The 25,942-nt window shown below is 66.3% G+C and carries 17 protein-coding genes; 7 read left to right on the forward strand and 10 right to left on the reverse strand.

What is annotated here, in order from left to right; translation table 11 throughout:
• The 8 genes from MRBLST15_RS18300 to MRBLST15_RS18335 form a co-directional block, all read right to left on the reverse strand.
• A complete protein-coding gene (locus MRBLST15_RS18300; RefSeq protein ID WP_367787229.1) occupies positions 1-909 on the reverse strand; it encodes a biotin-independent malonate decarboxylase subunit beta in 909 nt (302 codons plus the stop codon).
• On the reverse strand, positions 906-1,226 hold the full coding sequence (gene mdcC / locus MRBLST15_RS18305) for a malonate decarboxylase acyl carrier protein (RefSeq protein WP_367787231.1): 321 nt from the start codon (positions 1,224-1,226) through the stop codon (positions 906-908). The genes MRBLST15_RS18300 and mdcC overlap by 4 nt, the downstream gene beginning before the upstream one ends.
• 10 nt (positions 1,227-1,236) lie before the next feature.
• The gene (gene mdcA, locus MRBLST15_RS18310) at positions 1,237-2,880 is read right to left on the reverse strand and encodes a malonate decarboxylase subunit alpha (RefSeq protein ID WP_265953361.1); all 1,644 of its coding nucleotides are present in this window, start codon (positions 2,878-2,880) and stop codon (positions 1,237-1,239) included.
• Between the two features lie 180 nt (positions 2,881-3,060).
• A complete protein-coding gene (locus MRBLST15_RS18315; protein WP_367787233.1) occupies positions 3,061-5,259 on the reverse strand; it encodes a TonB-dependent siderophore receptor in 2,199 nt (732 codons plus the stop codon).
• Between the two features lie 331 nt (positions 5,260-5,590).
• Positions 5,591-7,288 carry a malate dehydrogenase (quinone) gene (gene mqo, locus MRBLST15_RS18320; RefSeq protein WP_367787235.1) on the reverse strand — a complete coding sequence of 566 codons (1,698 nt, stop codon included), beginning with the start codon at positions 7,286-7,288 and terminating at the stop codon, positions 5,591-5,593.
• Positions 7,289-7,494: 206 nt separating this feature from the next.
• On the reverse strand, positions 7,495-7,941 hold the full coding sequence (locus MRBLST15_RS18325; RefSeq protein ID WP_265953364.1) for a GNAT family N-acetyltransferase: 447 nt from the start codon (positions 7,939-7,941) through the stop codon (positions 7,495-7,497).
• Between the two features lie 78 nt (positions 7,942-8,019).
• The gene (locus MRBLST15_RS18330) at positions 8,020-8,604 is read right to left on the reverse strand and encodes a hypothetical protein (RefSeq protein ID WP_346559524.1); all 585 of its coding nucleotides are present in this window, start codon (positions 8,602-8,604) and stop codon (positions 8,020-8,022) included.
• Positions 8,605-8,707: 103 nt separating this feature from the next.
• Positions 8,708-9,613 (reverse strand): LysR family transcriptional regulator ArgP, encoded by a 906-nt coding sequence (locus MRBLST15_RS18335; protein ID WP_100551831.1) that lies wholly within the window; start codon positions 9,611-9,613, stop codon positions 8,708-8,710.
• Between the two features lie 140 nt (positions 9,614-9,753).
• On the opposite strand from MRBLST15_RS18335, the gene MRBLST15_RS18340 reads away from it, so the two are divergent.
• The 4 genes from MRBLST15_RS18340 to MRBLST15_RS18355 all read left to right on the forward strand — a co-directional run bounded on the left by MRBLST15_RS18340 (position 9,754) and on the right by MRBLST15_RS18355 (position 16,680).
• Positions 9,754-10,389 (forward strand): LysE/ArgO family amino acid transporter, encoded by a 636-nt coding sequence (locus MRBLST15_RS18340; protein ID WP_367787238.1) that lies wholly within the window; start codon positions 9,754-9,756, stop codon positions 10,387-10,389.
• Between the two features lie 168 nt (positions 10,390-10,557).
• A complete protein-coding gene (locus MRBLST15_RS18345) occupies positions 10,558-12,546 on the forward strand; it encodes an alpha/beta hydrolase family protein (RefSeq protein ID WP_312704473.1) in 1,989 nt (662 codons plus the stop codon).
• 95 nt (positions 12,547-12,641) lie between these two features.
• Entirely contained in the window at positions 12,642-14,627 is a 1,986-nt protein-coding gene (locus tag MRBLST15_RS18350; protein WP_367787240.1) for an alpha/beta hydrolase family protein, read from the forward strand.
• A 67-nt stretch (positions 14,628-14,694) separates the two neighbouring features.
• Positions 14,695-16,680 carry an alpha/beta hydrolase family protein gene (locus MRBLST15_RS18355; protein WP_367787242.1) on the forward strand — a complete coding sequence of 662 codons (1,986 nt, stop codon included), beginning with the start codon at positions 14,695-14,697 and terminating at the stop codon, positions 16,678-16,680.
• Positions 16,681-16,734: 54 nt separating this feature from the next.
• Here the strand turns inward: MRBLST15_RS18355 and MRBLST15_RS18360 are convergent, their stop codons facing one another.
• Together MRBLST15_RS18360 and MRBLST15_RS18365 are read right to left on the reverse strand one after the other, a co-directional pair.
• A complete protein-coding gene (locus MRBLST15_RS18360; RefSeq protein ID WP_265952520.1) occupies positions 16,735-18,489 on the reverse strand; it encodes a peptide MFS transporter in 1,755 nt (584 codons plus the stop codon).
• Positions 18,490-18,586: 97 nt separating this feature from the next.
• Positions 18,587-19,735, reverse strand: a complete 1,149-nt coding sequence (locus tag MRBLST15_RS18365; RefSeq protein WP_367787245.1) for a DUF1624 domain-containing protein — start codon at positions 19,733-19,735, stop codon at positions 18,587-18,589.
• A 201-nt stretch (positions 19,736-19,936) separates the two neighbouring features.
• Between MRBLST15_RS18365 and MRBLST15_RS18370 the strand changes: the two genes are divergently transcribed.
• From MRBLST15_RS18370 to MRBLST15_RS18380, 3 genes are all read left to right on the forward strand, one after another.
• On the forward strand, positions 19,937-21,901 hold the full coding sequence (locus MRBLST15_RS18370) for an OPT family oligopeptide transporter (RefSeq protein WP_089239520.1): 1,965 nt from the start codon (positions 19,937-19,939) through the stop codon (positions 21,899-21,901).
• Between the two features lie 234 nt (positions 21,902-22,135).
• Positions 22,136-24,214 carry an alpha/beta hydrolase family protein gene (locus MRBLST15_RS18375; RefSeq protein ID WP_265952518.1) on the forward strand — a complete coding sequence of 693 codons (2,079 nt, stop codon included), beginning with the start codon at positions 22,136-22,138 and terminating at the stop codon, positions 24,212-24,214.
• A 125-nt stretch (positions 24,215-24,339) separates the two neighbouring features.
• Entirely contained in the window at positions 24,340-25,584 is a 1,245-nt protein-coding gene (locus MRBLST15_RS18380; protein WP_367787247.1) for a DUF819 domain-containing protein, read from the forward strand.
• Positions 25,585-25,942: the final 358 nt, after the last annotated feature.

The raw sequence follows: 25,942 nt of genomic DNA on the forward strand, positions 1-25,942 counted from the left end.
TCATGGCAGGCTCCGGTGAGCGGTGGCAGCAAGGAAGACATCGGTTTCCAGCAGCGCCAGGCGTTCTGGGTCCGCTACGCCCTGGCGTGCCCAGATCTGCAGGCCATCGTTGCAGTCGCCCCATGCCTCCACGCGCGCTTTCAATGCGGCGTGGCGTGCCTGCAACGCGGCCAGTGCCGCGTCGGTGTCGGTGCTTGCGGTGTCCGGCTGCAGCGCATCAAAGGCCGCCTGCGCAAACGCGCTGATCGCATCGGGCACCAGCACCTGCGCCTGGTCGATCAGATAGCGGTGCTTGCCGCCGGTCACCCGCCACACCAATGCGCGGTCGCGCGAATCGAATTCCTCCACGCCGCGCACGGTCTCGATCACCTCCGGACCGGACAGCGACAGCCGTCCCTCTTCGGACATGATCACCGTGCTGCAGCAGCGGGCGACGATGCCCATGCCGCCGAAGGCGCCATTGCCACTGCCGATCAGCGCCACGACCGGTACCCCCTCCGCACGCGCACCCAAGGTGGCGCGCATGATCTCGGAAATGGCGATCAGGCCGGCGTTGGCTTCGTGCAGGCGCACACCACCGGTATCGAGCAGCAGCAGCACGCCATCGGGATGGGTGTCTGCCGCGCGGCGCAGCAGGCCGGTCAGCTTGGCGCCATGCACCTCGCCCACGCCGCCGCCCATGAATTCCCCCTGCTGCGCGGCCACCAGCACGCGTTTGCCGCGCAGGCGACCCTCGCCGACGACGATGCCATCGTCGAAGGCGGCCGGTTGGTCGAGCTGCGCCAAGTGCGGACTGATCGCGCGTCGGGCAGGGCCGAGAAATTCGTGGAACGAACCTGCATCGAGCAGGCCGGCGATGCGCGCGCGGGCATCGGCTTCGTAATAGCTGTTGCGCTGTGCAAGCGTCATGGCTGGCCTCCGGCATGCAGGGTCTCAACCGCTTGGTCCAGACGCAGGCTGACCACGGCCGGTGTGGCGCCGGCATCGTTGATCGACACGCGTACATCGCGCAGGGGGTGACGCTGGGCGAAGTCGGCGATCACCGCCTGCCATACCGTGCCGAAGCCACGCGCGGCGGTGATGATGCGCACCGTCATCGCACCGTCCAGGTCGGCCGGTTCCAGCAGGATTTCCAGGTTGCCCGAGGCCAGTACGCCCACCAGCACTGCATCGGTGGGGAAGTGCACAGGCGTCGTGCCGTCGAATCGATAGTCGAGGGTTTCCATCGCGTGCCCCTTACCAGTTGCGGAAGCGCTTGGGCGGGTCGTACAGACCGCCGGACCAGCGCACCAGGTCTTTCACCGAACGTGCGGCAAGAAGATCGCGGCTGGCGTCACGCACGTTGATGCCGAGATCGTCGGGGCGCCGGATCACTCCACGGTCGCGCAGGTTTTCCACCATCGCGCGATCGCGGCCCCTGCCGACGGCGGTGTAGCCGGCCACGCCGCGGATCGCCTGCTCGCGTTCTTCCGGGCTGCGGCACAGCAGCAGGTTGGCGATGCCTTCCTCGGTCAGCACATGGCTGACGTCGTCGCCGTAGATCATCACCGGCGGCAGCGGCATGGCCGCGCGTTCGGCCAGCTCCCAGGCATCGAGGCGATCGACGAAGGCCGGTGCCATGTGCTCGCGGAAGGTTTCCACCATCTGCACCACCAGCTTGCGCCCGCGCGGCATCTCGCCCGGCCGCGCGGCCTGCTGCCCCGCCTTGATCCAGGCGTCGCTGGCATGGCGGCGGCCGCGTGCATCAGAGCCCATGTTGGGTGCACCACCAAAACCGGCGATACGGTCGCGGGTGGCGGTGGAACTGTTGCCCTGCAGGTCGATCTGCAACGTGGAGCCGATGAACATGTCGCAGGCATACAGTCCTGCAGTCTGCGAGAACGCGCGGTTGGAGCGCATCGAACCGTCGGCGCCGGTGAAGAACACATCCCCGCGCGCGGCGATGTACTTCTCCATGCCCAGTTCCGACCCGAACGAGTGCACTGATTTGACGAAGCCCGATTCGATCGCGGGAATCAGTGCCGGGTGCGGATTGAGCGCCCAGTGCTGGCAGATCTTTCCCTTCAGGCCCAGCGATTCGGCGTAGGTCGGCAGCAGCAGTTCGATGGCCGCGGTATCGAAACCGATGCCGTGGTTGAGCCGGTTCACCCCGTACTCGGCATAGATGCCCTTGATCGCCATCATCGCCATCAGCACCTGGATCTCGGAGATCTGCGCCGGGTCGCGGGTGAACAGCGGTTCGATGTGGTTCGGGCGCGGCGCCTGCACCACGAAGTTGACCCAGTCGGCAGGAATGTCGACGCGGGGGAGGGTGTCGACGATCTCGTTGACCTGGGCGATGACGATGCCGCCACCGAATGCGGTGGCCTCCACGATCACCGGTGTGTCTTCGGTGTTGGGGCCGGTGTAGAGATTGCCGTGGCGGTCGGCGGCCTGCGCCGCGACCAGTGCCACGCGCGGGGTGAGGTCGATGAAGTAGCGGCCGAACAGTTCCAGGTAGGTGTGGATGGCACCGATCTGGATGCGCCCTTCGGCCACCAGGTTGGCCAGCCGCACCGATTGCGGCCCGGAGAAGGAGAAGTCCAGCCTGGAGGCGATGCCGCGCTCGAACACATCCAGGTGCGAGGGCAGCGACAGCACCGACTGCACCATGTGCAGGTCATGCACGCGTGCAGGGTCGAGGTCGGCCAGCGCCTGGGCAAGGAAGTCGGCCTGCTTCTGGTTGTTGCCTTCCAGACAGACCTTGTCGCCCGGCTCCAGCAGTGCGTGCAGCAGCTCGGCGACATCGGCGGCCGCCACCTCGTGGCCCCTGGCCCATGGCGCGGCGCGTTCCAGCCGCGCCTGGCGGCCCCGCTCCAGCGTGTCCCAGCTCGGGTTCATCGACGGACTTCCGAATGGCGTTGGAATAATTACGCCATAATTATGGAGGCATGTGCAACCCGCAGCGCAACAAAGAAAAGGCCCGCGCAGAGGCGGGCCCATTCAGGTGGGCCACGACCGTTGGTCGCGGCGGAGCGTCGGCCGACCACCGGTCGGCACCCACCGTTTCCGCTGCGCGCCTCAGAACTTCCAGCGCAGGCTGGCCGCCACGAAGCGCGGTTCGCCGTAGTTGTTGTAGTCCAGGTTGGCCCAGTAGGTCTTGTCCAGCGCGTTGCGCACGCTCAGCGTCGCCGTCCAGTTGTCACTGATGCGATAGTTGGCGTTGAACTGCACCAGCGCATAGGACGGCTGGTTCACCGTCACCGTGGTGCCCGCGCCCACCGGGTAGGGGATGTTGTAGCCCTGCACCTTGCTCTGCCACTGCACGCCGGCACCCACGCTAAGGCGCTCCAGCGCGCCGCGCAGCTGCAGTTGGGTGTTGAGCTGCAGCAGGTCTTCGGCAGGGTTGGCGTACAGCAGGTCGGTGGCCGCACGGGTCACCTTGACGTGGGTATAGCCAGCGTTGACCGTCCAACCCGGCAGGATCTCGCCGTTGACGTCCACTTCCCAGCCGCGCGCCTTGGTGCCGTTGACACCGATGTAGGCCGAGCTGCCGTCGCTCAGTGAGCCTTCCGGCACGCCCATGTCACGCACCGCGTAGTTGTCCTGCTTGGCCTCGAAGATCGCTGCGTTGGCAGTCAAACGGCCGTCGAACCACTGCGTCTTCAGGCCGGCTTCCAGGTTGGAGCCCTGCACCGGTGCCAGCAGGTTCTCGTTGCGGTCCTTGTAGTTCTGCGGGTTGAAGATCTCGGTGTAGCTGGCGTAGGCCGCCACGTTCGGCGTGATGTCGTACACCAGGCCCACGTACGGGGTCACTTCATCGCTCACCTTGTACGCGCCGCTGGTGGCGGTGTAGGCGCCGGCCGCGTTGTAGGCGCGGGTCTGGGTCTGCCAGCGGCTCAGGCGTGCGCCGGCGATCAGCGCAAGCGGGTCGGCCAGGCGCAGGCGGGTGGCCAGGTAGAAGCCGCTCTGCGTGGTCTTGGCCACGCGGCGCGCGCCGGTGAGGGTGTAGGTCACTTCGGAGATGTCGCCATCCCAGGTGTGCACGTTGGGGATGTAGTAGCAGCGTTCGCTGCCGCAGCGCGCCCAGTCGCGCGGGTAGTTCAGCGCAAGCGTGTTGGTGGTGCCTTCCAGGTCGGCCCACTGTGCGCCCACGGTCACGTCGTGCTCCTGGCCCCACAGGTTGAAGGTGCCGGTCAGGTAGGCGTCGACGTTGCGGCGGGTGTCTTCCGAATCGCCGGCGGCGGTGCGCAGGTAGATGCCCGCGCCGGTCACCGGATCGGGATTGCCGGTGCCGTACAGGCGCATGTTCTGCACGTTGCCGCGGGTGTAGGCGGTGTTGATCTTCAACAGCCAGTTCTCACCGAAGCGCTGTTCCAGGTTGGCGAATACCGTGCTGGTCTCGCGCTGCCAGTAGCTCCACTTCGGCGCCAGGTTGGTCGAACGTGGCAGATGCGCGAAGTTGCCCTTGCTGTCGAAGAACGGCACGGTGCCCCAGGTCGAACCCACCGGGTTGTTGTCCTGGGTCTGGTAGCCGACGGTGACCGTGGTGCTGTCGGTCACATCGCCTTCCAGCACGGCCATGCCGGCCATCTTGTTCTCTTTGTAGCGGTCGTAATAGAAATCGCGGTCGGTGTAGGCGGCGACCACGCGACTGCGGAAGCGGCCATCGGCGGTCAGTGGAGCGGTCACGTCCGCTTCCATGCGGCGGTAGTCCCAGCTGCCGGCACTGACCGAGAACGAGGCGTCGAACTCCTTGCCCGGGCGCTTGCGCAGCAGGTTCACCGTGGCCGACGGCACGCCGGCGCCGCTGAGCAGGCCGTTGGCGCCGCGGATCACTTCCACCCGGTCGTAGAAGGCGGTGTCGTATTCCTGGTTGGTCGAGCCGCTGTAGGTGGGAATGCCGTCCACCTGGAAATCGGTGATGGCAAAGCCGCGCGCGTAGTACAGCGGGCGCTGGGTGTCATAGAAGGACACGCTGACGCCGGTGACATTGCGCATCACGTCGTTGAGGCTGAACAGCGATTCGTCCTGCAGGCGCTGCAGACCGATCACCGTGGACGACTGCGGCGTTTCCTGCAGGGTGATCGGCAGGCGGGTGGTGCTGGACGGCGGCGCGGACAGTTCGGCGCGCACGCTCACCCGGTCCAGGGTCTTGGCGTCGGAGGCGTCGGAGGCGACCTCGGCGAACGCCGACGGTGCAGCCACGGCGAGGGAGGACAGCAGGGCAGCCGGCAGCAGCGCACGGCGGGGCAGGCGGGTACGGAGAGTCAGGGACATGGCGGGCTCGAAGCGTGAAGGCGGGGAAGGGGCGGCAACAGTCGTCCAGCACCCGGGCGGCGGCTTCGGGCACATCAGGTCCATCTGGGAGCGGCGCGGCCACTGTGCAGGACGCAAATGTAAATAATTCTTAACAACATTACAATTCGCGTCATTGCGCAGCGGCTTTGCGACGTGTGGAAGGGATTTCTGTAGAGCCGAGCCCATGCTCGGCTGTCGGCAACCGCGAGGAGTAGCCGAGCGCAGGCTCGGCTCTACAGGTGGGGGCTGCACAAACGAAGACGGCCACCCGAAGGTGGCCGTCCGTTTCCGTCCAATGGGAAGCGCAGGCTTACAGCGCCTGCAGTTCCTCGTTGGCGTTGCGCTTTTCCTTGGCCGGCGCCGGGGCCGGCGCGGCCGTTGGTGCCAGGGCCGGCGTCGTACCTGCTTCCACCGGGACCTCCAGGTAGGGCAGGTGCAGGGTCTGGCTGGTCAGCGTGCGGATCTCGTTGGTCAGCGCAGCGCTGTCGTTGAGCTTGCGGCCGTACGACGGCACGATCTCGCGCAGGCGCGCTTCCCAACCGGCCTTCATCTGTTCCGGGAAGGCCTTGGCCATCAGGTCGAGCATGATCGGCGGCGAGGTCGAGGCACCCGGCGAGGCGCCCAGCAGCGCAGCGAGGGTGTGGTCCTTGTCGGTCACGATCTCGGTACCGAACTGCAGCACCGCGCCCTTCAGTGGATCACGCTTGATGATCTGCACGCGCTGGCCAGCGGTGACCAGCTTCCAGTCGCCCGGTTTGGCGTTGGGGAAGTACTTGACCAGTTCGGCCTGGCGATCGGCGTCGTTGAGGCGCGCCTGGCCCATCAGGTACTGCACCAGGTCCAGGTTGTCCTTGCCCACTTCCAGCATCGGGCCGACGTTGTTGTGGTTGACCGACGAATACAGGTCCCACCACGAGCCATGCTTGAGGAACTTGGTGCTGTACAGCGCGAACGGCCCGAACAGGACCACCGGCTTGCCATCCAGCTTGCGCGCATCCAGGTGCGGCACCGACATCGGCGGCGAACCGGTTTCAGCCATGCCGTAGGCTTTCACCCCATGGCGCGACGTTACGTCCTGGCCCTGGAAGGCGAGGAACTGGCCGCCCACCGGGAAGCCGGCGTAGTCCTTCGATTCCGGGATGCCCGACATCTGCAGCAGCTTCAGCGCAGCGCCACCGGCTCCGATGAACACGAAGCGGGCGTGGGTGGTGGACTCGGTGCCGGCCTTGAGATCCTTCACCGTCACGTTCCAGCTCTTGTCCGCGTTCTGTCGCAGGGCGCTGACCTCATGGTTGAGGTGCAGGCCGAAGTTCGGGCTGTGCTGCAGGCCGGCGGTCAGCTGGCGGGTGATGACGCCGAAGTTGACGTCGGTGCCCAGCGGCATCCAGGTCGCGGCGACCTTCTGCTTCGGGTCGCGGCCTTCCATCAGCAGCGGTGCCCACTGCTTGATCTGCGCCGGGTCTTCGGAGTACTGCATGCCGTAGAACAGCGGATTCTTCACCAGCGCCTGCTGGCGCTTGTGCAGGTAGGCGATGTTGTCATCGCCCCAGACGAAGCTCATGTGCGGGGTGGGGTTGATGAAGTCGCTGGGCTGGCTCAGCCGGCCTTCCTTCACCTGGTGCGACCAGAACTGGCGCGAGACCTCGAACGATTCGGCGATGCCGACCGCACGCTTGGTCTCGATGCTGCCATCGGGCAGTTCCGGGGTGTAGTTCAGTTCGGCGAATGCCGAGTGGCCGGTGCCGGCGTTGTTCCAGCCGTCCGAGCTTTCACCGGCGACGCCGTCGAGGCGCTCGTAGACCTGGATGTTCCAGTCCGGCTGCAGTTCCTGCAGGTAGGTGGCCAGGGTGATGCTCATGATGCCGGCGCCGACCAGCACGACATCGACGGGCTTGTCGTTGCTCGCGGCGGGCACCGAGCGCTGGGTCAGCGGCCAGTACAGGAACAGTGCGGCGACCAGCAACAGCAGCACGAGCAGGGCGAGCAGGGCCTTGCCAAATTTCTTCATGGGGGCGGAATCGTTGGCGGGGGGAAGGGGTCAGGATGCGCAAGAAGCAGAGAAAGAGCGTGAAGAAACAACGCCTTGCAGCATTCCAGGGGCAATTTTAACCGCTTCTGGTCCGATTTTGATGCAACGCAGCATCCGTCCTGCGCGTTCGACCCCATCCCCGGTCTCGCCGGGCCATGCCCGGCGGCTGTTTCCAGCGCCGCGCGTCAAGACAGCTCAAGAATCTCGTCACCGGCCTCGTCGATCTCGCCGGTCGCCTTCCAGCCCAGATGCCGATAGAAGCCATACGAGCGCGAACGCGGGTCCGCCGAGCAGGCCAGGAACAGGCGGGTGTGGCCGGCATCGCGGGCCAGGCTGACCACGTCCTGCAGCAGCTGCCGGCCGATGCCGCGGTTCTCGAATTCCGGCAGCAGGGCCAGCACCAGCACCTCGCCGCTTTCGCGGTCGGCAAAGCAGTAGCCGGCCATCCGCTCGCCCTCGCACGCGATGCGGCCAATCGAATCGCCATCGGCGATGCCTGCGGCCCAGCTCTCCCCGGTAATGCCCAGTTCGGCCAGCTGCGCGGCGCTGAAGGCGTTCTCGCGGGTGCGTCCGCGCAGGTCGATGCAGGCAGCGGCATCATCGGGGAGGGCATCGCGGTAGTGGATCGTCATATGGGAAACCTGGGGTCGAACGGAACCGCATGAGTGTGGACGACCTGCATGGAGATTGGATGGAGACGGCGGCGGTCTTCAATCACTGCCGATGGTGAAGTATTCCGCCGCGAAATAACCCAGTTGATAGGCCAGCGTCGCTGCGGCCAGCACCAGCTGCATGCGCGCGCTGCGCAGATGCCATCCCAGCGCCGCAACGATGAGCATCAGCGCCGTGTGCAACGGGTAGGCATCGCCCAGCAGCCGCCATCGGCTTCCTCCCTTGATCGCGGTGTCCACAAGGTCCAGAAGCGTCAATATCGCGATTACCCCGAAGATCCAGCGTCGCCGCTGCATCAGGTAGTGGCCGTAACTGCCGTAGTCGCGCAGGTCGTCGGGAAACAGCAGCGCGCACAGCAGGAACCAGGTCGCGCTGTAGGTGATCACGAACAGATAGGTTTCAAACGTCCAGCGGTGCACTTCGACGAGGCGGAATTCCCACCACCAGAAGGTGACCAGCGACACCAGCGTCCACATCACCCAGCACAGGTGCAGCGCCGAACAGCCACGCCGCTGCGGGTGTTCGATGATCTGCGCCAACCCCTTCAGCAGGGTGGTGATGGACAGGCCGAGGATGATCCCCATCACCACGCGGATATGCAGGAATACCGGTTCGGTTTCCATCAGCCAGCCCCCTCGTCGGTTGCGCCGATGCTTGCACAAAAAGGGGACGTAGGGATCAAGTCGTTTGTGGCAAGAAGGACTTGATCCCCTCGGTGCCCTCTTCTCAGCGCCTGCGCTGCACCAGTGCCGAGGCGGCGTCCAGCACCGCCCGGGTCAGCAGGGCCATGGTCTGCACGTCGCCCTTCCAGTGCTGCCAGTACAGCGGCACGTCTTCCCACGCGCGCTGCCGCACGTAGACCAGCCGTCCTGCATCCAGATGCCGCTTCACCAGCGGCAGTGGATTCATCGTCCAGCCGAGCCCGCCCAGATTGGCCTGCACGAAGGCGCGGGTGGAGGGAATCCACCAGGTCGGCGCGGTGCTGGGCAGGTCGGCGCCGGCCATGCGCCGGGCGAATCGCGACTGCATGTCGTCCTTGCGGTTGAACACCAGCACCGGTGCCTGCGCCAGCGCCTGCGCGGTCACGCCCTTGGCGAAATGGCGCTCGCGGAACTCCGGCGTACAGGTCGCGGCGTAGCGGATGCTGCCCAGCGCGTGGATCTGGCAGCCCTGCACCGGCTCGTCCAGGGTGGTCACCGCGCCCAGTACGGTGCCTTGGCGCAGCAGTTCGACGGTGTGGTCCTGGTCTTCCACCCGCAGGTCCAGGGTGGTGCCGGTTCCCTGCGCGAACTGCTGCGCGGCCTGCGGGAACCAGGTCTCCAGGCTGTCGTGGTTCACCGCCACCGGGATGCTGGCCTGCGGCAGGTCCTCGTCGGCCAGGCCCATGCGGTGCAGGGCGTCGTGCTCCAGCAGGGCGGTCTGCTCGGCCAGCTGCACCAGCAGCTGGCCTTCGGCGGTGGCGGTCGCAGGCGTGCCACGTTTGACCAGCAGCCGGCCGATGCGGTCTTCCAGTGCCTTGACCCGCTGCGAGATGGCCGAGGGGGTGACGTTGAGCGACTGCGCGGCACGGTCGAAGCTGCCTTCGCGGATCACCGCAGCCAAGGCCCGCAGCTGGGCATGGTCGATGCGCATGGAGATTAAGTTCCGCTAATGTTGGTTTAGTAAGTTTAGCTCGTCTTTTCTATGTTGCGGCGCGACAATGGCGCCCGTTCCGGTGCTGTCCGCCTTCGCGAGGCACCGCTCCCCCCAAGCAAGACAAGGTAGTGAATCCCATGTTCTCGGTCATCTCCGCCAGCACCGGCCTCGGTGCCTGGTTCAGTGGTGCGGCTACCGGCATCGGCCTGTTTGCCGTGGTCGGCGCCCAGAGCGCCTTCATCCTGCGTCAGGGCATCCTGCGCAAGCACATCGTGCCGGTGGTGGCCACCTGCGCGGCCATCGATGCGATCTTCATCTTCGCCAGCGTGGCCGGCCTGCGCACGCTCACCACGGCGCTGCCGTGGCTGACCAGCGCCGTCCTCTGGACTGGCGTGGCCTTCCTGGCCTGGTATGCGATGAAGTCGGCACGCCGTGCGATCGCCGGCGGCGGCGGCATGGGCGAAGCCGACAGCGATGACGGCAGCCGCCGTGCGGTGCTGATGGCGGCGGTCGGCTTCTCGCTGATCAACCCGCACTTCTGGCTGGACATGATGGTCATCGGTTCGATCGCCGAGAACTTCGGCAATGCGCGCATGGCCTTCGCCGCCGGCGTGGTCACCGCCAGCTGCCTGTGGCTGACCGCGCAGGGCCTGGGCGCGCGCCTGCTGGCACCGTTGTTCACCAAGCCCAGCACCTGGCGCGTGCTGGACGGCACCATCGCGGTGATCCTCAGCATCCTGGCCCTCACTCTGGCGGTGCGCGGGGTTCATTGACCCGGCGCACGCCCCCCGAACCCACGTCCTGACTCTCTCTCCAAGGTAGTGGTAACAACGGCACCGGCAACGGTGCCGTTGTTTTTTCTGCCCATCTGGCGGATGCGTCGCTCGCCTGTCTAGAATCGGCCGACCTGGACGGGGTGTCCGGGGCGGGAAGGGGGAAGGATGCGCAGGACTGTACTTGCCGCGCTGTTGTGCGCGGTGGTGGGCGGGGCGTCGGCGGGTACCGGCGTCGTCGATCTGGACCGCTATCTGCGGCAGGAAGCATTCGCCGACATCAAGATCTCGCCGGGCGGCGAGTACGTAGCCGCGACGGTTCCGATCGAGGCGGGCACCGCGCTGGCGATCTACCGGATCGCCGACATGAAGATGGTCGGGACCTTTCGCCCACCCCGCAACAACCACGCCCACACCTTCGATTGGGTAAGCAATGAACGCCTGTTGGTGGGCATGGCGCAGAAGCTGGGTGTACTGGATCGACCTGCGCCCACCGGCGAACTGTTCGGCATCAACGCGAACGGCAAGGGCGGAGAACTGCTGGTTGGCTACCGCACCGCCGAAACCGGTCTGGGTACCAACATCAAGGTCAAGCCTGCGGGAATGGTGGCGGCGTTCCTCACCGATGAGTTGAAGGACGACGATCGCAATGTGCTGGTGGCGGTCACTCCGTTCACCGACAACGCTGCCACCCAGATCGAACGCATGGACGTGAGCACCGGTCGCCGCAATGCGGTCGCACGCGCGCCGATCGCTCAGGCTGCCTTTACCACCGATGCCCAAGGCGAAGTGCGCTTCGCCTACGGCGTCGGACCTGACTACAGAAAGAAGCTGTATTACCGCGCGGGTGCCAGCAGCGAATGGGTACTGTTGCACGACGAGGCTTCGAACCAGCGCAACGAAGCGGCCATTGGATTCTCGGCCGACGGCCGCCTGGCCTATCTGCAGGTGGAGCAGGCCGAGGGCCCTGACGTCATCGTCAGCTGGGACCCGCAGAGCAACGAGCGGCGAACGGTTCTGCGCGATGAGATCGCCGACCCCGCACGCATCATCCACCGCCCCGGTACCCAGGTGCCGGTGGGCGCGCTGTTCCTGGGCAGTACCCCACGCACGCGCTTCTTCGATGAGACCTCGGAGGATGCGCGGCTGTATCGCAGCCTGGAAACCGCGCTGGGTGCTCCGGTGTACATCACCTCCAGCACCCGCGACGCCAGCACCGTCCTGGTGGAATCCTGGTCGGGCCGCAACCCGGGTGATTTCTACCTGTATGACACCGTAGGCAAGCACGCGCGGCACCTGATCAGCCGCAGCGACTGGATCGATCCGGCGCAGAGTGCCGACGTACGCGCCATTACCCTGCAGGCCCGTGACGGGCGGCCCCTGCATGGGTTCCTGACCGTGCCGCCGGGGCCGCCGAAGCGCGCGCTGCCGATGGTGGTGGTGCCGCATGGCGGCCCGATCGGGGTCCTGGACGATGGCACATACTCCACCGAGACGCAGATGCTGGCCGCCGCCGGCTATGCGGTGCTGCAGGTGAATTTCCGTGGCTCGGCGGGCTACGGGCGCGCGCATGCGCAGGCCGCGCGCAAACAGTGGGGCGCGGCGATGCAGGATGATGTGACCGATGCCACGCGCTGGGCCATCGAACAGGGAATTGCCGACCGTGAACGCATCTGCATCTATGGGGCCAGCTACGGCGCCTATGCAGCGCTGATGGGGACGGTGCGCGAGCCGGGTCTATACCGTTGTGCCGCAGGCTACGTCGGTATCTACGACCTGCCCTTGATGTATGCGCGCGGGGATATCCAGAGTGACGAATCCGGGTTGATCTACCTGCGTGAGTGGCTGGGACGGCCCAAGGACCTTGTCGAACGCTCGCCGGTCAACCTGGCCGCGCAGGTGGGCGTGCCGGTGCTGCTGGCCGCCGGTCGCGAAGACCAGCGCGCACCGGTGGTGCATACCGAGCGGATGGAAGCGGCGTTGAAGCAGGCCGGCATGCCGGTGCAGGCCCTCTACTACAAGAACGAAGGGCATGGTCTGTACGACCTGGCCAATCAGCGTGACTACTACGCTCACCTGCTGGCGTTCCTGTCGCGCAGCCTGGGAGGAGCCACCGCACAAACGCCGACCAGCGGTACTGCGGCGAAGGCACCCTGAGTCTGGCGATGGCGCGCTCGTCACTGGCGCAGCCATCGTCGGCCTGCCTAGAATCGGCCCATCTGGACAGGGTGTCCGGGCAGGGAGGGGGAAGGATGCGCAGGACTGTACTTGCCGCGCTGTTGTGCGCGGTGGTGGGTGGGACGTCGGCAGGTACCGGCGGGGTGGACCTGGAGAAGTACCTGAAGCCCGAGTCGTTTTCGGATGTAAAGCTGTCGCCGGGGGGCGACTATGTGGCCGGCACCGTGCCGCTGGACGATTCCACCGCGCTGGTCATCCTTCGCACGTCCGACCGCAAGCCTGCGGGTGTGTTCCGGCCACAGGCGAAGAACCATGCCAACAGTTTCGAATGGGTAAGCAATGATCGACTGCTGGTCGGCCTGGCCGAGAAGCTGGGTGCGCTGGATACTCCGCAACCGACCGGCGAACTCTACGGCGTCAATGTCGATGGCAAGGGCGGCGAACTGCTGGTCGGCTATCGCGTGCAGGGCCGTGGGCTGGGCACGCGCATCCAGCCGAAGAAGGTCGAGGCGGTCGCGGCATTCCTCACCGACGAGCTGCACGGCGATGACCGCAATGTACTGATCGCGGTGTGGCCCTTTGCCGATGATCCCTATACCCGCGTGGAGCGGCTGGATGTGGTCAGCGGGCGCCGCGTGCGCATTTCCGGCTCACCGGTGCAGCGTGCCGGTTTCACCACCGATGACAAGGGTGAAGTGCGCTTCGCCCACGGTGCGGCGTCGGACAACGTCAACAAGCTGTACTACCGCGCCGGCACCAACGCGCAGTGGTCGCTGGTCAATGACGAGTCGCTCAGCCACAGGATCGAGGGCGCGCTGGGCTTCTCCGAGGATGGCACGCTGGCTTACCTGCAGGTCGAGCAGTCCAGCGGCCCCGACGCCATCGTCAGCTGGAATCCGCAGACGGGCGAACGGCGTGAGGTGCTGCGGGATGCGGTGGTTGATCCTTCCGTGATCATCCGTCGCCCGGGCACCCGCGTGCCCGTAGGCGCGCTCTACCTGGGGGACGTACCGCGCACCCGGTTCTTCGATGAAAAGGGCGCCGATGCGCGTCAATACCGCAGCCTGGAAGCGGCGTTCGGTGGCCCGGTATTCATCACCTCCAGTACCCGCGATGGCAGCAAGGTGGTGGTGCAGACGTGGTCGGGCAGCAACCCCGGCGATTTCTATCTGTTCGATACCCGCGCCAAGGCCGCCGAACATCTGGTCAGCCGCAGCGAGTGGATCGATCCCAAGCTGGCTGCCAGCGTGCGTCCGTTCTCGTTGAAGGCGCGCGACGGGACGGCACTACATGGCTTCCTGACGTTGCCCAACGGCAGCAGCGGCCGCAATCTTCCGTTGGTCGTGGTGCCCCACGGTGGCCCCATCGGCGTTTTCGACAGCGGCGGCTACGACCGGGAATCGCAGATGCTGGCAGCGGCCGGGTATGCCGTGCTGCAGGTCAACTTCCGTGGTTCGTCCAACTACGGCCGGGCCTTCACCCAGGCCGGCGCCAGGCAGTGGGGCGCGGCCATGCAGGACGATGTGACCGACGCCACGCGTTGGGCGATCGCCGAAGGCATCGCCGACAACAGCCGGATCTGCATCTATGGCGCCAGCTATGGCGCGTACGCGGCAATGATGGGCCCGGTGCGCGAGCCGGGGCTGTACCAGTGCGCGGCCGGCTATGTCGGCGTGTACGACCTGCCGCTGATGTTCACCAATGACGCCCAGTCCAGTGATTCGGCCATGACGTGGCATCGCGAATGGGTGGGTGATCCGAAGACGCTGGGTGCCCGTTCGCCGGTGAATCTGGCCGCACAGGTGAAGGTGCCGGTGTTTCTTGCTGCAGGCGGCGAAGACACGCGTGCGCCGATCAAGCACACCGAGCGCATGGAAGCCGCGCTGAAGGCGGCCGGCTCGCCGGTGGAGAGCCTGTATTACCGCACCGAAGGCCATGGTTTCTACCGGCCAGAGCATCAGCGCGAGTACTACAGCAGGCTGCTGGCCTTCCTGTCGCGCAGCCTGGGCGGCAGCACTGCCAGCGCCAGCGCAACCGCGGGGGCTGACAAGGCGCCCTGAGGCAAACCCGCCGCAGCCAGCGGACACTGTGCCGGGCAGGGGGATGCCCGGCTTCAAGGAGGACGTCATGAAGCATGCAAGGGTGGTGGCCGCAGTGATGGCCATCTGTGGCACGGTTGGGGTGGAGGCGGCGGAGGTTTCGCTGGACGGCTATGTGCGTCGCGCAGAGTTCAACGACATCCAGCTCTCGCCCACCGGCGAGTACCTGGCCATGACCTTGCCGCTGGAGGGCGCCACCGCCGTGGCGGTCCTGCGTACCGACACGATGGAACTGGTCGGCAACTTCCGCCCACCGCGCAACAATCATGCAGCCGAGGTCGACTGGGTGAGTGACACCCGCCTGCTGATCGGCCTGGCCGAGAAATGGGGGCCACTGGACCAGCCACGACCGACAGGCGAACTGTATGCCATCGATGCCAATGGCAAACGCGGTGATCTTCTGGTCGGCTATCGGGCCCGCCCGGATGAGCCCGGCTTCGTGACCGGGCGCGTGGTCGAGCCGGTTGCCGCCTTCCTGACCGATCCGTTGCCTGCCGACGAACGCAACGTGTTGATCTCGCTGTGGCCATTTGCCAACGACACCAATACGCGGCTGGAGCGGATGGACGTCATCACCGGGCGCCGCATTCCCGTTTCGCGTTCACCGGTGCAGCGCGCGACGTTCACCACCGATAATCAAGGTGAGCTGCGCTTCGCCCACGGCGCCGCCGCCGACAACGTCAACAAGCTCTACTACCGCGAAGGGCCCGATCGCTGGACGCTGATCAACGACGAAGGCAACAGCCACCGCATCGAACGGCCGATCGGCTTCTCTGCCGACAACCACCTGGCTTACCTGGTGGTGGAACAGGCCCGCGGACCCGATGCAGTGGTCAGCTGGGACCCGGTCAGCAGGGAGCGGCGTACGCTGCTGCAGGACGATACCGTTGACCCTACCCGCGTGGTCTACCAACCTGGCACGCGCGTACCGGTGGGCATCCAGTTCGTCGGCGCTGTTACGCGCACAGCCTTCTTCGATGAGCAGTCGCCGACCGCCCGCATCCAGCGCAAGCTTGAAAAGGCGTTTCCCGGGCAGGTGGTGAGTCTGGTCTCCGGCACGCGCGACAGCACGCGTCTGCTGGTCAAGGTGAGCTCGGCGACCAATCCCGGCGATTACTTCATGTACACCACCGCCACCCGCAACGCCGCTTTTCTCACCAGTCGCCATCGCTGGTTCGATCGCGAGGGCGCCGCCGCCGTGCGTCCGATCACCCTGGCTGCGCGGGATGGCCTGCCGCTGCACGGCTTCCTGACCCTGCCCAGGGGCAGTGATGGGCACAATCTGCCGATGGTGGTGGTCCCGCACGGTGGCCCGATCGGCGTGTTCGATGACGGCGGTTTCGAGCGCGAGAACCAGTTGCTGGCCGACGCCGACTACGCGGTGCTGCAGGTCAACTTCCGTGGCTCGGGCAACTACGGTCGCGCGCATACGCAGGCCGCTGCCCAGCAATGGGGCCGCGCGATGCAGGACGATGTGACCGACGCCACCCGGTGGGCGATCAGCCAGGGCATCGCCGACAGCGGACGCATCTGCATCTATGGCGCCAGCTACGGCGCCTACTCGGCGATGATGGGGGCCGTGCGCGAGCCGGGGCTGTACCAGTGCGCGGCAGGCTATGTCGGCGTGTACGACCTGCCGTTGATGTTCAAGCGTGGCGACATCCAGGATCGGGCTTCAGGCGTGACCTACCTGCAGCAGTGGCTGGGCGACCCGGCAACGTTGGCGGCGGTTTCGCCGGTCAATCTGGCGGCGGGCATCACCGTGCCGGTGCTGCTGGCCGCCGGTCGTGAAGACCTGCGCGCGCCCGTGCAGCACACCGAGCGCATGGAGGCTGCGTTGAAGCAGGCCGGCGTACCGGTGGAAGCGGTGTACTACCCACGCGAGGGGCATGGCCTGTACAGCGAAGCGAACCAGCGCGATTACTACACCCGGCTGCTTGCCTTCCTCTCACGCAGCCTGGGCGGTGGTACGGCTGCCGCCGTGACGGCTTCCAGCAAGGCCAAGGCACCCTGAAACAGACGCGGCGGCGACCATCATGGTGCCGCCGCTGCGACCTGCCAAGGGGTGTCACTTCACCCCATGCATCATCCGCTTCAACAACGGCGCGGCGATGAAGGCCAGCAACGCGCAGCCCAGGCCGATCCACATCAGCAGCCAGAACAGGTGCGCATAGGCACCGGCGGCCGCGGCCATGTCCAGTGATTCGCCTTCGGGCACGTCAATGGCCGCCAGTTTGCCGAACAGCGCAGCCAGGGTTTCGGAGAACGCAGTGGCCAGGAACCAGGTGCCCATCATCAGGCTCATTACCCGCGGTACCGCCAGCTGGGTCACCGCCGACAGGCCCACCGGCGACAGGCACATCTCGCCGCTGGCCAGCAGGAAGTAGGCCAGTACCAGCCACCACACGCTGGCCATCTCGCCGGTGGCACCGACGTGCTGCGCGGCCAGTGCCAGCGGCACGAACGACAGCGCGCCGATCACCAGGCCCCAGGCTGATTTCACCGGCTTGCCCGGTTCCCAGCCGCGGCGGTCCATCCACGTCCACAGCGCAGCGAATGCCGGCGCCAGCAACACCAGGAACAGACCGCCCAGATAGGTCAGCGAACCGGCGGTCTGCGGAATCACCAGGCAGTCACGCACCAGCAGCACCAGCATCAGCGCGACGATGCCGATGAAGAACGTACGCGGCGCGGCCGAACCGGGGCGGCGTTCGGACAGGCGCGCGCTGACCACGAAGCCCAGCGGTGCCAGCAGCAGCGAGATGATCGACCACGGAATCGGGTTACCGTCGGTGATCACCAGCGCCGGCACGATGTCCTTGGTCAACAGGCGGTCGGTGAAGGTCACCCACGAGCCGTACGACTGCTCGTACATCGTGAAGAACACCAGCGCCATGAAGATCAGCACCATCAGCGCGATCATCTGCTGGCGCTGCACCGGCGTGCACTTGCTGCCGGTGAACCAGGCGAACCAGACCAGTACGCCGCCCAGCACCACCAGCATCAGCATCAGCGCCAGGCTGATTTCACCGCCAAGCGCGAACGCACCGTTGCCGGCTGCCCACATCAGCCAGGCCACCGGCAGCACGCCGATCACCGCGCACAGGTAGATCAGCCATTCGCGCGGCAGTCCCAGCACCTTCTGCTTCAACGTGGCCGGCTGCGGCGGTTCGGCGTGGCCCTGCAGGTATTTCTGGCCCCACAGGAACATTGCCAGGCCGGCGAGCATGCCGATGCCGGCCGCACCGAAACCGTACTTCCAGCCATAGACCTCGCCGAGGAACCCGCATACCAGCGAGGAGAACAGGGCGCCCAGGTTGATGCCGGCATAGAACAGCGAGAAGCCCGAATCGCGGCGCGGATCGTCCTGCGGGTAGAGCTTGCCGACGATGGTGGAGATGTTCGGCTTGAGGAAGCCGACGCCCATGATGATCAGCGCCAGTGACAGGTAGGTCACGGCCAGTGCCGAGGTGTCGCGCACCACTTCGCCGTTGACCCGGTACGCCGCGTGGCCTTCGAAGGCCATGCCGAGGTGGCCGAGCACCAGCAGGATGCCGCCGAACAGCACCGCCCGGCGCATGCCCAGCCAGCGGTCGGCGAGCATGCCGCCGAACACCGGGATGCAGTACACCAGCCCGCCATAGGCACCGAGCAGGTCCAACCCGGCCTTGTCGCCGAACAGGTGGTATTTGGTGAGGTACAGCAGCAGCAACGCCTTCATGCCGTAGAAGGAGAAGCGCTCCCACATTTCGGTGAAGAAGCAGACGTAGACGCCCTTGGGATGACCCAGGAAGTCGTCGGAAGCGATAGCAGTGGAATTCATCGCGGAATTATAGGCGTGTGCTGCAGGCGCGCGCCGGGTAGCGCCGGGCCATGCCCGGCGGTCCTGTGCAACGCCGGGCATGGCCCGGCGCTACCGTTCACAGGTACCGCAACCAGGCCAGGTCGCGTCGCCGTGCCTTGAACCGCGCGAACGCCCGCGTTGGTGGATACAGCACCACCGCCAGCGCGCAGGCCACCAGCAGCAGGCCGGCCACCGAGTCCAGTGCATACAGGCTGCCGTGGGTCGGGCCCCAGGTCTTCAACGCGGCCAGGTACAGCAGCTTCAGCACGTACAGGTGCAGCAGGTAGAAGAACATCGGCGCTGCACCGATATCGGCCAGCGGCCGCAGTGCACGCGCCAGCGGCGGCCACTCGTACAGTCGCAACAGCAGCAGGCCCACGCCCAGTGTCAGCAGCAGGAACTGCAGCGACGGCGGGTACTTGGTGATGTTGAACACGCTCATCCACGTGCGCAGTGGGGTCTGCTGGTATTGCCAGGGCGCGTCGCCATAGTCGTTGGCGAAGCGCAGCAGAGCGAAGGCGGCCAGCGCGCCCAGCCCGGCCCACAGCAATCGCTGCCGGCGCCGTTCCGGAACGCTGCCGGCGGCGAACCACGGCGCCATCAGGTAGCCCAGCGCGATCACCCCGATCCACGGCAGCACCGGGTAGGAGGTACGCAGGCTCAACGGCCCGGCCTCGATCCAGTCGCGCTGGTGCAGCACTTTCCACAGCACCGCCAGGGCGCCGTCGCCCTGCACCCTTACGCCATCCAACAGGTTGTGGCCAACCACCAGCGCCACCGCCAGTACCACCAGCACCGGCCGCGGCAGCCAGAGCAGGCCGGCCAGCGCGATCATGCTCAGGCCGATCGCCCAGATCACCTGCAGGTACACCGTGTCCGGCGGGAACTGGAACGTCCAGGCGAAGTTGACCAGGGTCAGCTCCAGCACCACCAGGAACAGGCCGCGCTTGAGCAGGAAGGCGGCGATGGCGCGGCGCGGGTCGGCCTGGCGCTGGCCGTACAGCCACGCCGACAGGCCGGTCAGCAGCACGAACACCGGCGCGCACAGGTGGGCCAGCAGGCGGCAGACGAACAGGGCGGGGGACACGTTGGCCGCGTCCATCGGGTCGTTCACCTGGTACTGCAGGAAGAACGTCTCACGGACGTGGTCGAGCAGCATCAGCAGCATCACGGTACCGCGCAGCTGGTCGATGGAGGCCAGCCGGGATGAGGCGGAAGGGGGCATGCAATGGGGCGGGTGCGGATCAATCGAAAGTTATAACATATCGTTTGCAGGGTGCCCACTCGGGCTTTGCCGCATCGGTTGACTGGCGGTGCCGGTGCGGGCCTGTGTCTGTTCCATGCTCGGCCCCCATCCTTTGGCACGCTGGACTTGCTGGCCCCTGAACGCTAGCGTGCAAGGGATTTTTTGCCAGCAGGGGCTTTCATGAACCATGACGCTGCGCCCAAGCAGCTCACTTTCCGCGCGGTGGTCCTTGCCATCGTGCTGGCGGTGGTGCTGTCGGCCGCAAACGCCTACCTCGGTCTGTTCGCAGGCCTGACCATCGCCACCGCGATTCCCGCCGCGGTCATTTCCATGGGCGTGCTGCGCCTGCTGGGTGGCGGTTCGATCCTTGAGAACAACATCGTGCAGACCGGCGCTTCGGCCGGTTCGTCGATCGCCGCCGGTGTGATCTTCACCATCCCCGCGCTGGTGATCATGGGCTACTGGCCGGACTTCAAGTACTGGTGGGTGCTGGGCATCGCCGGTCTCGGCGGCCTGCTGGGCGTGCTGTTCTCGGTACCGCTGCGTCGTTCGATGATCGTCGAAGACCCGCTTCCGTTCCCGGAAGGCAAGGCGGCGGCCGAAGTGCTCAAGGCCGGTGAGAACCCCGGCCCGGGCCTGAAGATCCTCGGCCTGTCGGCGGTGATCGGTGCCTTCGTGAAGCTGGCTGCGGAAAGCGGCATGCGCCTGATCCCCGACGCCTGGGCTACCTCGGCCTATGTCGGCAGCTCCAAGATCACCGCGTTCATCGGTACCAACCTGTCACCGGCGCTGCTGGGCGTGGGCTACATCGTCGGCCTCAACGTCGGCATCGTGGTGGTGTCCGGCTCGATCCTGACCTGGCACATCGCCATTCCGATCTACCAGGCGTTCTTCATGAACACCGATCCGGCGCTGGCCGCCTCGATCGCCACCGCCTCGTCCACTGAAGCGGCGTTTGCCATCTGGGGCGCGAAGATGCGTTACCTGGGCGTCGGCGCGATGCTGATCGGTGGCATCTGGACCCTGATCTCGCTGCGCAAGTCGCTGCTCAACGGCGTCAAGAGCGGCTTTGCGGCCGCGCGCAAGAGCGGTGGCCCGGTGCTGGCGCACACTGAGCGCGACCTGCCGATGAAGTGGATGCTGGTGGCCCTGGTGGTGTTCACCCTGCCGCTGCTGGCGCTGTACCAGGCCATCGTCGGCCAGTGGCACGTGTCGATCCCGATGACCCTCATCATGATCGTCGCTGGCTTCCTGTTCGTTTCGGTGTCGGCCTACCTGGCCGGCCTGATCGGCTCGTCCAACAACCCGGTCTCGGGCATCACCATCTCCACCATCCTGTTCGCCTCGGCAGTGCTCGTGCTGCTGCTGGGCAAGGACGGCCTGCAGCCGGTCGGTGCCTTCGGTGCGCCCTTGGGCGCGGTGGCCGCGATCATGATCGGCGCGGTGGTGTGCTGTGCCGCCGCTGTGGGTGGCGACAACCTGCAGGACCTCAAGGCCGGCTACATCGTCGGTGCCACCCCGTGGAAGCAGCAGCTGATGCTGGGCATCGGCGCGTTCTCGTGCGCGCTGATCATGGCCCCGGTGCTGAACCTGCTGGCCACCGCCTACGGCATCGGCGTCAAGTCGGAGCTGCATCCGAATGCGCTGGCTGCACCGCAGGCGAACCTGATGGCGTCGGTGGCCAAGGGCCTGTTCGGCGGCGAACTGCCGTGGACCTTCATCGGCATCGGTGCCGTGGTCGGTGCCGCCATCATCGCCTTCGACAGCTGGCTGAAGTCGCGCAACTCGCGTTTCCGCGTGCCGGTGCTGGCTGCGGCGATCGGCATCTACCTGCCGCTGGAACTGATGGTGCCGATCTTCCTCGGTGGCCTGATCTCCTACCTTGTCGAGCGCTTCCACAAGGTGCGCGCCGATGACGAAGAGGGCCGCGACCGCGTGCACAAGCCGGGCGTGCTGTTTGCTGCCGGCCTGATCACCGGTGAGGCGCTGATGGGTATCGCCATCGCTGTGCCGATCGTGGTCAGCAGCCGTGCCGACGTACTGGCCGTGCCGTTCCACCTGCCGGCCGCGCAGTGGATCGGCCTGGCCGTGCTGTTCCTGGTGGGCTGGCTGATCTACCGCACCGGCAAGCGCGCCGTGGCGTGACGCCCGCGGGGGCGGATCCCTTCCCGCAGGGAAGGGCTCTGACCCCATGCTGGCAGCGTCTGGGGTCAGAGCCGATTCCCATGGAATCGGATCCGACCCCGACCTCCGACAAACCGCGCTTCGGCGCGGTTTGCTTTTTCTGGCGGCAGCTCGGCCCCGGCCATGACCGATGGCCTTGGCAGGCCCGGCCGCGCAGGCCTACCATCGGTTTTTTGCCGTCCTGCGGAGACCCCGATGAAACTGCGTCATGCCCTGCTGCCACTGAGCCTGCTGGCCGCCCTGCCCAGCGTCGCCGCTGCCCGTGGCCTGGAGATCCGCGACATGGTGGCCATGGACCGCGTCTCCGCGCCGGTACTGACCGCTGACGGCGGCACCGTGGTGTTCGCCAAGCGCAGCACCGATGCCAACCTCAAGGCCAGCACTGCACTGTTCGCGCGCAACCTGCGCACCCGCGATGCGGCGCCGCCGAAGCAGATCACCCCGGCCGGCTGGAACGTCAACTCGGCCTCGCTGTCGGCCGATGGCCAGACCGTGTATTTCCTCAGCGCCAAGAACGGCAGCCAGCAGCTGTACGCACAGCCGATCAGCGGCGGCGCCCCGCGCCAGCTGACCGATTTCCCGGTGGACGTGGACAGCTACCACGTGTCGCCGCAGGACGACCGCGTGCTGTTCAGCGCCGGCGTGTTCCAGGCCTGCGCCTCGGACCTGGCCTGCACCGAAAAGAAGCTGAAGGACGTGGAAGGTGCCAAGGCCAGCGGCAAGGTCTTCGATTCGCTGTTCGTGCGCCACTGGGATACCTGGAACGACGGCCGTCGCAACACCCTGTTCGTCGCGCCGTTGCCGGCGGCCAAGGCCGGTGCGGTCAAGGGCGCTTCGGCGCTGAGCGCGACCATCGATGGCGATGCTCCGTCCAAGCCGTTCGGTGGCAATGATGATTTCGCGTGGTCGCCGGATGGCAGCAGCGTGGTCGCCAGCATCCGCGTGGCCGGCAAGCAGGAGTCGTGGTCGACCAACTTCGACCTGTACCGCTTCGATGCCGCCGGCAAGCAGGCACCGGTCAACCTGACCGCGTCCAACCCGGCCTGGGATGCTGGCCCGGTGTTCAGCGCCGACGGCAAGACCCTGTTCTACCGCGCGATGAAGCGCCCGGGCTTCGAAGCCGATCGCTTCGGCCTGATGGCGATGGACCTGGCCAGCGGCAAGACCCGCGAGATCGCTCCGCAATGGGACCGTTCGGCCGGTGGCATCACCCTGTCCGCCGACGGCGCCAGCATCTACACCACGGCCGACGACCTCGGCGAACATCCGCTGTTCCAGATCGACGTGGCCAGCGGCAAGGCCACCAAGCTGATCGGCGATGGCAGCGTCACCGCTGTGGACGTGGCCGGCAACAGCGTGGCGATCACCCGCAACAGCCTGAAGAGCAACGACCAGGTGCTGGTCGGCCTGCTGCCGGCCGCTGGCGAAGCGATCGGCGAACTGCGCGCGCTGACCCCGGCCGCTGGCGAGGTGCTGAAGGACGTGTCCTTCGGCGACTACGAGCAGTTCGAGTTCAAGGGCTGGAACAACGACACCGTGCATGGTTACGTGGTCAAGCCGCACAACTACCAGGAAGGCAAGTCGTACCCGGTCGCGTTCCTGATCCATGGCGGTCCGCAGGGCAGCTTCGGCAACGGCTGGAGCTACCGCTGGAACCCGCAGACCTACGCCGGTCAGGGCTACGCCGTGGTGATGATCGACTTCCATGGCTCCACCGGTTACGGCCAGGCTTTCACCGATGCGATCAGCCAGCACTGGGGCGACCGCCCGCTGGAAGACCTGCAGAAGGGCTGGAGTGCGGCGCTGAAGAAGTACGACTTCCTCAACGGTGACAAAGCCTGCGCACTGGGCGCCAGCTACGGCGGCTTCATGGTCAACTGGATCGCCGGCAACTGGAACAGCCCGTTCAAGTGCCTGGTCAACCATGACGGCGTGTTCGACCAGCGCATGATGGGGTACGCCACCGAAGAACTGTGGTTCACCGAGTGGGAGCAGGGCGGTACCCCGTACCAGAAGGCGGCGAACTACGAGAAGTTCAATCCGGTCAACCATGTGGCTGACTGGAAGAAGCCGATCCTGGTGATCCACGGCCAGCAGGACTTCCGCATTCCGGTCGAGCAGGGCCTGGCCGCGTTCACCGCCGCCCAGCGCCAGGGCATCGAGTCGAAGTTCCTGTACTTCCCGGACGAAAATCATTGGGTGCTGAAGCCGAACAACAGCATCCTGTGGCATGACACCGTCAACGCCTGGCTGAAGCAGCACATCGGCAACTGATGTAGCGCCGAGGGGTCGGATCCCTTCCGCACGGCGGAAGGGCTCTGGCCCCGCCATCGACCGTCCCTGGGGTCAGAGCCCTTTCGCATGGCGAAAGGGATCCGACCCCGAACAAGAGCGCCTGCATGCCTTCGACTGCCCTGATCCAGAACGACATCGTCGTCTTCGGTTTGATCGCCGCTACCCTCGGCGCCGTGTTCTGGACCGCCTCGCGTGAGCAGGGCCTGTGGAAGCGCTTCTATACCTTCGTGCCGGCGTTGCTGCTGTGTTACCTGCTGCCCGGCATCTACAACACGTTCGGCCTGATCGATGGGCAGAACACCAAACTCTACAATCCGGTCGCGCGCGACATCCTGCTGCCGGCAGCGTTGATCCTGTTGACCCTGGCGGTCGACATCAAGGGCATCCTGCGGCTGGGGCCGAAGCTGGTGCTGATGTACCTGGGCGCCTCGGCCAGCATCATGCTGGGGGCGGTGGTGGCGTTCCTGGTGATGCGTGCGATCCATCCCGATACCGTCGCCGGCGATACCTGGGCCGGCATGGCCGCACTGGCTGGCAGCTGGATCGGCGGTGGTGCCAACATGCTGGCGATGCGCGAAGTGTTCGACGTCAACGCGACCACCTTCGGCCAGTTCGCGGTGGTCGATGTGGGGGTTGGCTACGTGTGGATGGCGGCGCTGATTTTCCTCGCCGGGCGCGCGGCGAAGATCGATGCACGCAGTGGTGCCGACACCTCGGCCATCGACGAACTCAAAGAGCGCATCGCCCGCTTCCAGGCTGAGCACGAGCGCATTCCCAGCCTGACCGACCTGATGCTGATCGTGGCCGTTGCCTTCGGTGGCGTCGGTCTTGCCCACGCCATCGGCGCGCCGCTGGCGGCCTGGTTCAAGGTCAATGTCAGCTGGGCATCGCAGTTCAGCCTGGACGCGCCGTTCGTGTGGGTGGTGGTGTTGTCGACCACGCTCGGCCTGGGCCTCAGCTTCACCCGCGCACGGACCCTGGAAGGGGCGGGCGCCTCGCGACTGGGCTCGCTGCTGCTGTATTTCCTGATCGCCTGCATCGGCATGCAGATGGATCTGCTGGCGCTGCTGGATCGCCCGTGGCTGTTCCTGCTCGGCATCATCTGGATCAGCGTGCACATCGTGCTGCTGTGGTGCCTGGGCAAGCTGCTGAAGGTGCCGTTCTTCTACTTCGCGATCGGTTCGCAGTCGAACATCGGCGGTCCGGCCTCGGCGCCGGTGGTGGCCGCCGCGTTCCATCCGGCGCTGGCGCCGGTGGGCGTGCTGCTGGGCACGATGGGCTATGCCACCGGCACGTACCTAGCCTATATCGTCGGCATCACCCTGCGCGCGCTGGCAGGGCAGGGTTGATGGGGTCAGATCCCTTTTGCGCAGCAAAAGGGATCTGACCCCGGTTCACGGTGCTTTACGCCACCGGCAAACCGCGTTCGATCAGCCACGCTTTCGCGTCTTCCGCATCCTGCTCGAACCGCGCCGAGTGAAAAGAAGGGCGCCGCAAGGTCCGGCGCGTCGCCACGCGCCCATTGCCAACCGCGCCCGCGGCTCTACGCCTGCAGCAACCCGCGTTCGATCAGCCACGCCTTCGCGTCTTCCGCATCCTGCTCGAACCGCGCCGAGTGAAAAGAAGGGCGCCGCAAGGTCCGGCGCGTCGCCACGCGCCCATTGCCAACCGCGCCCGCGGCTCTACGCCTGCAGCAACCCGCGTTCG

The organism is Stenotrophomonas sp. LST15-1-1.1, from assembly GCF_040815575.1.
GTDB lineage: Bacteria > Pseudomonadota > Gammaproteobacteria > Xanthomonadales > Xanthomonadaceae > Stenotrophomonas > Stenotrophomonas lactitubi_B.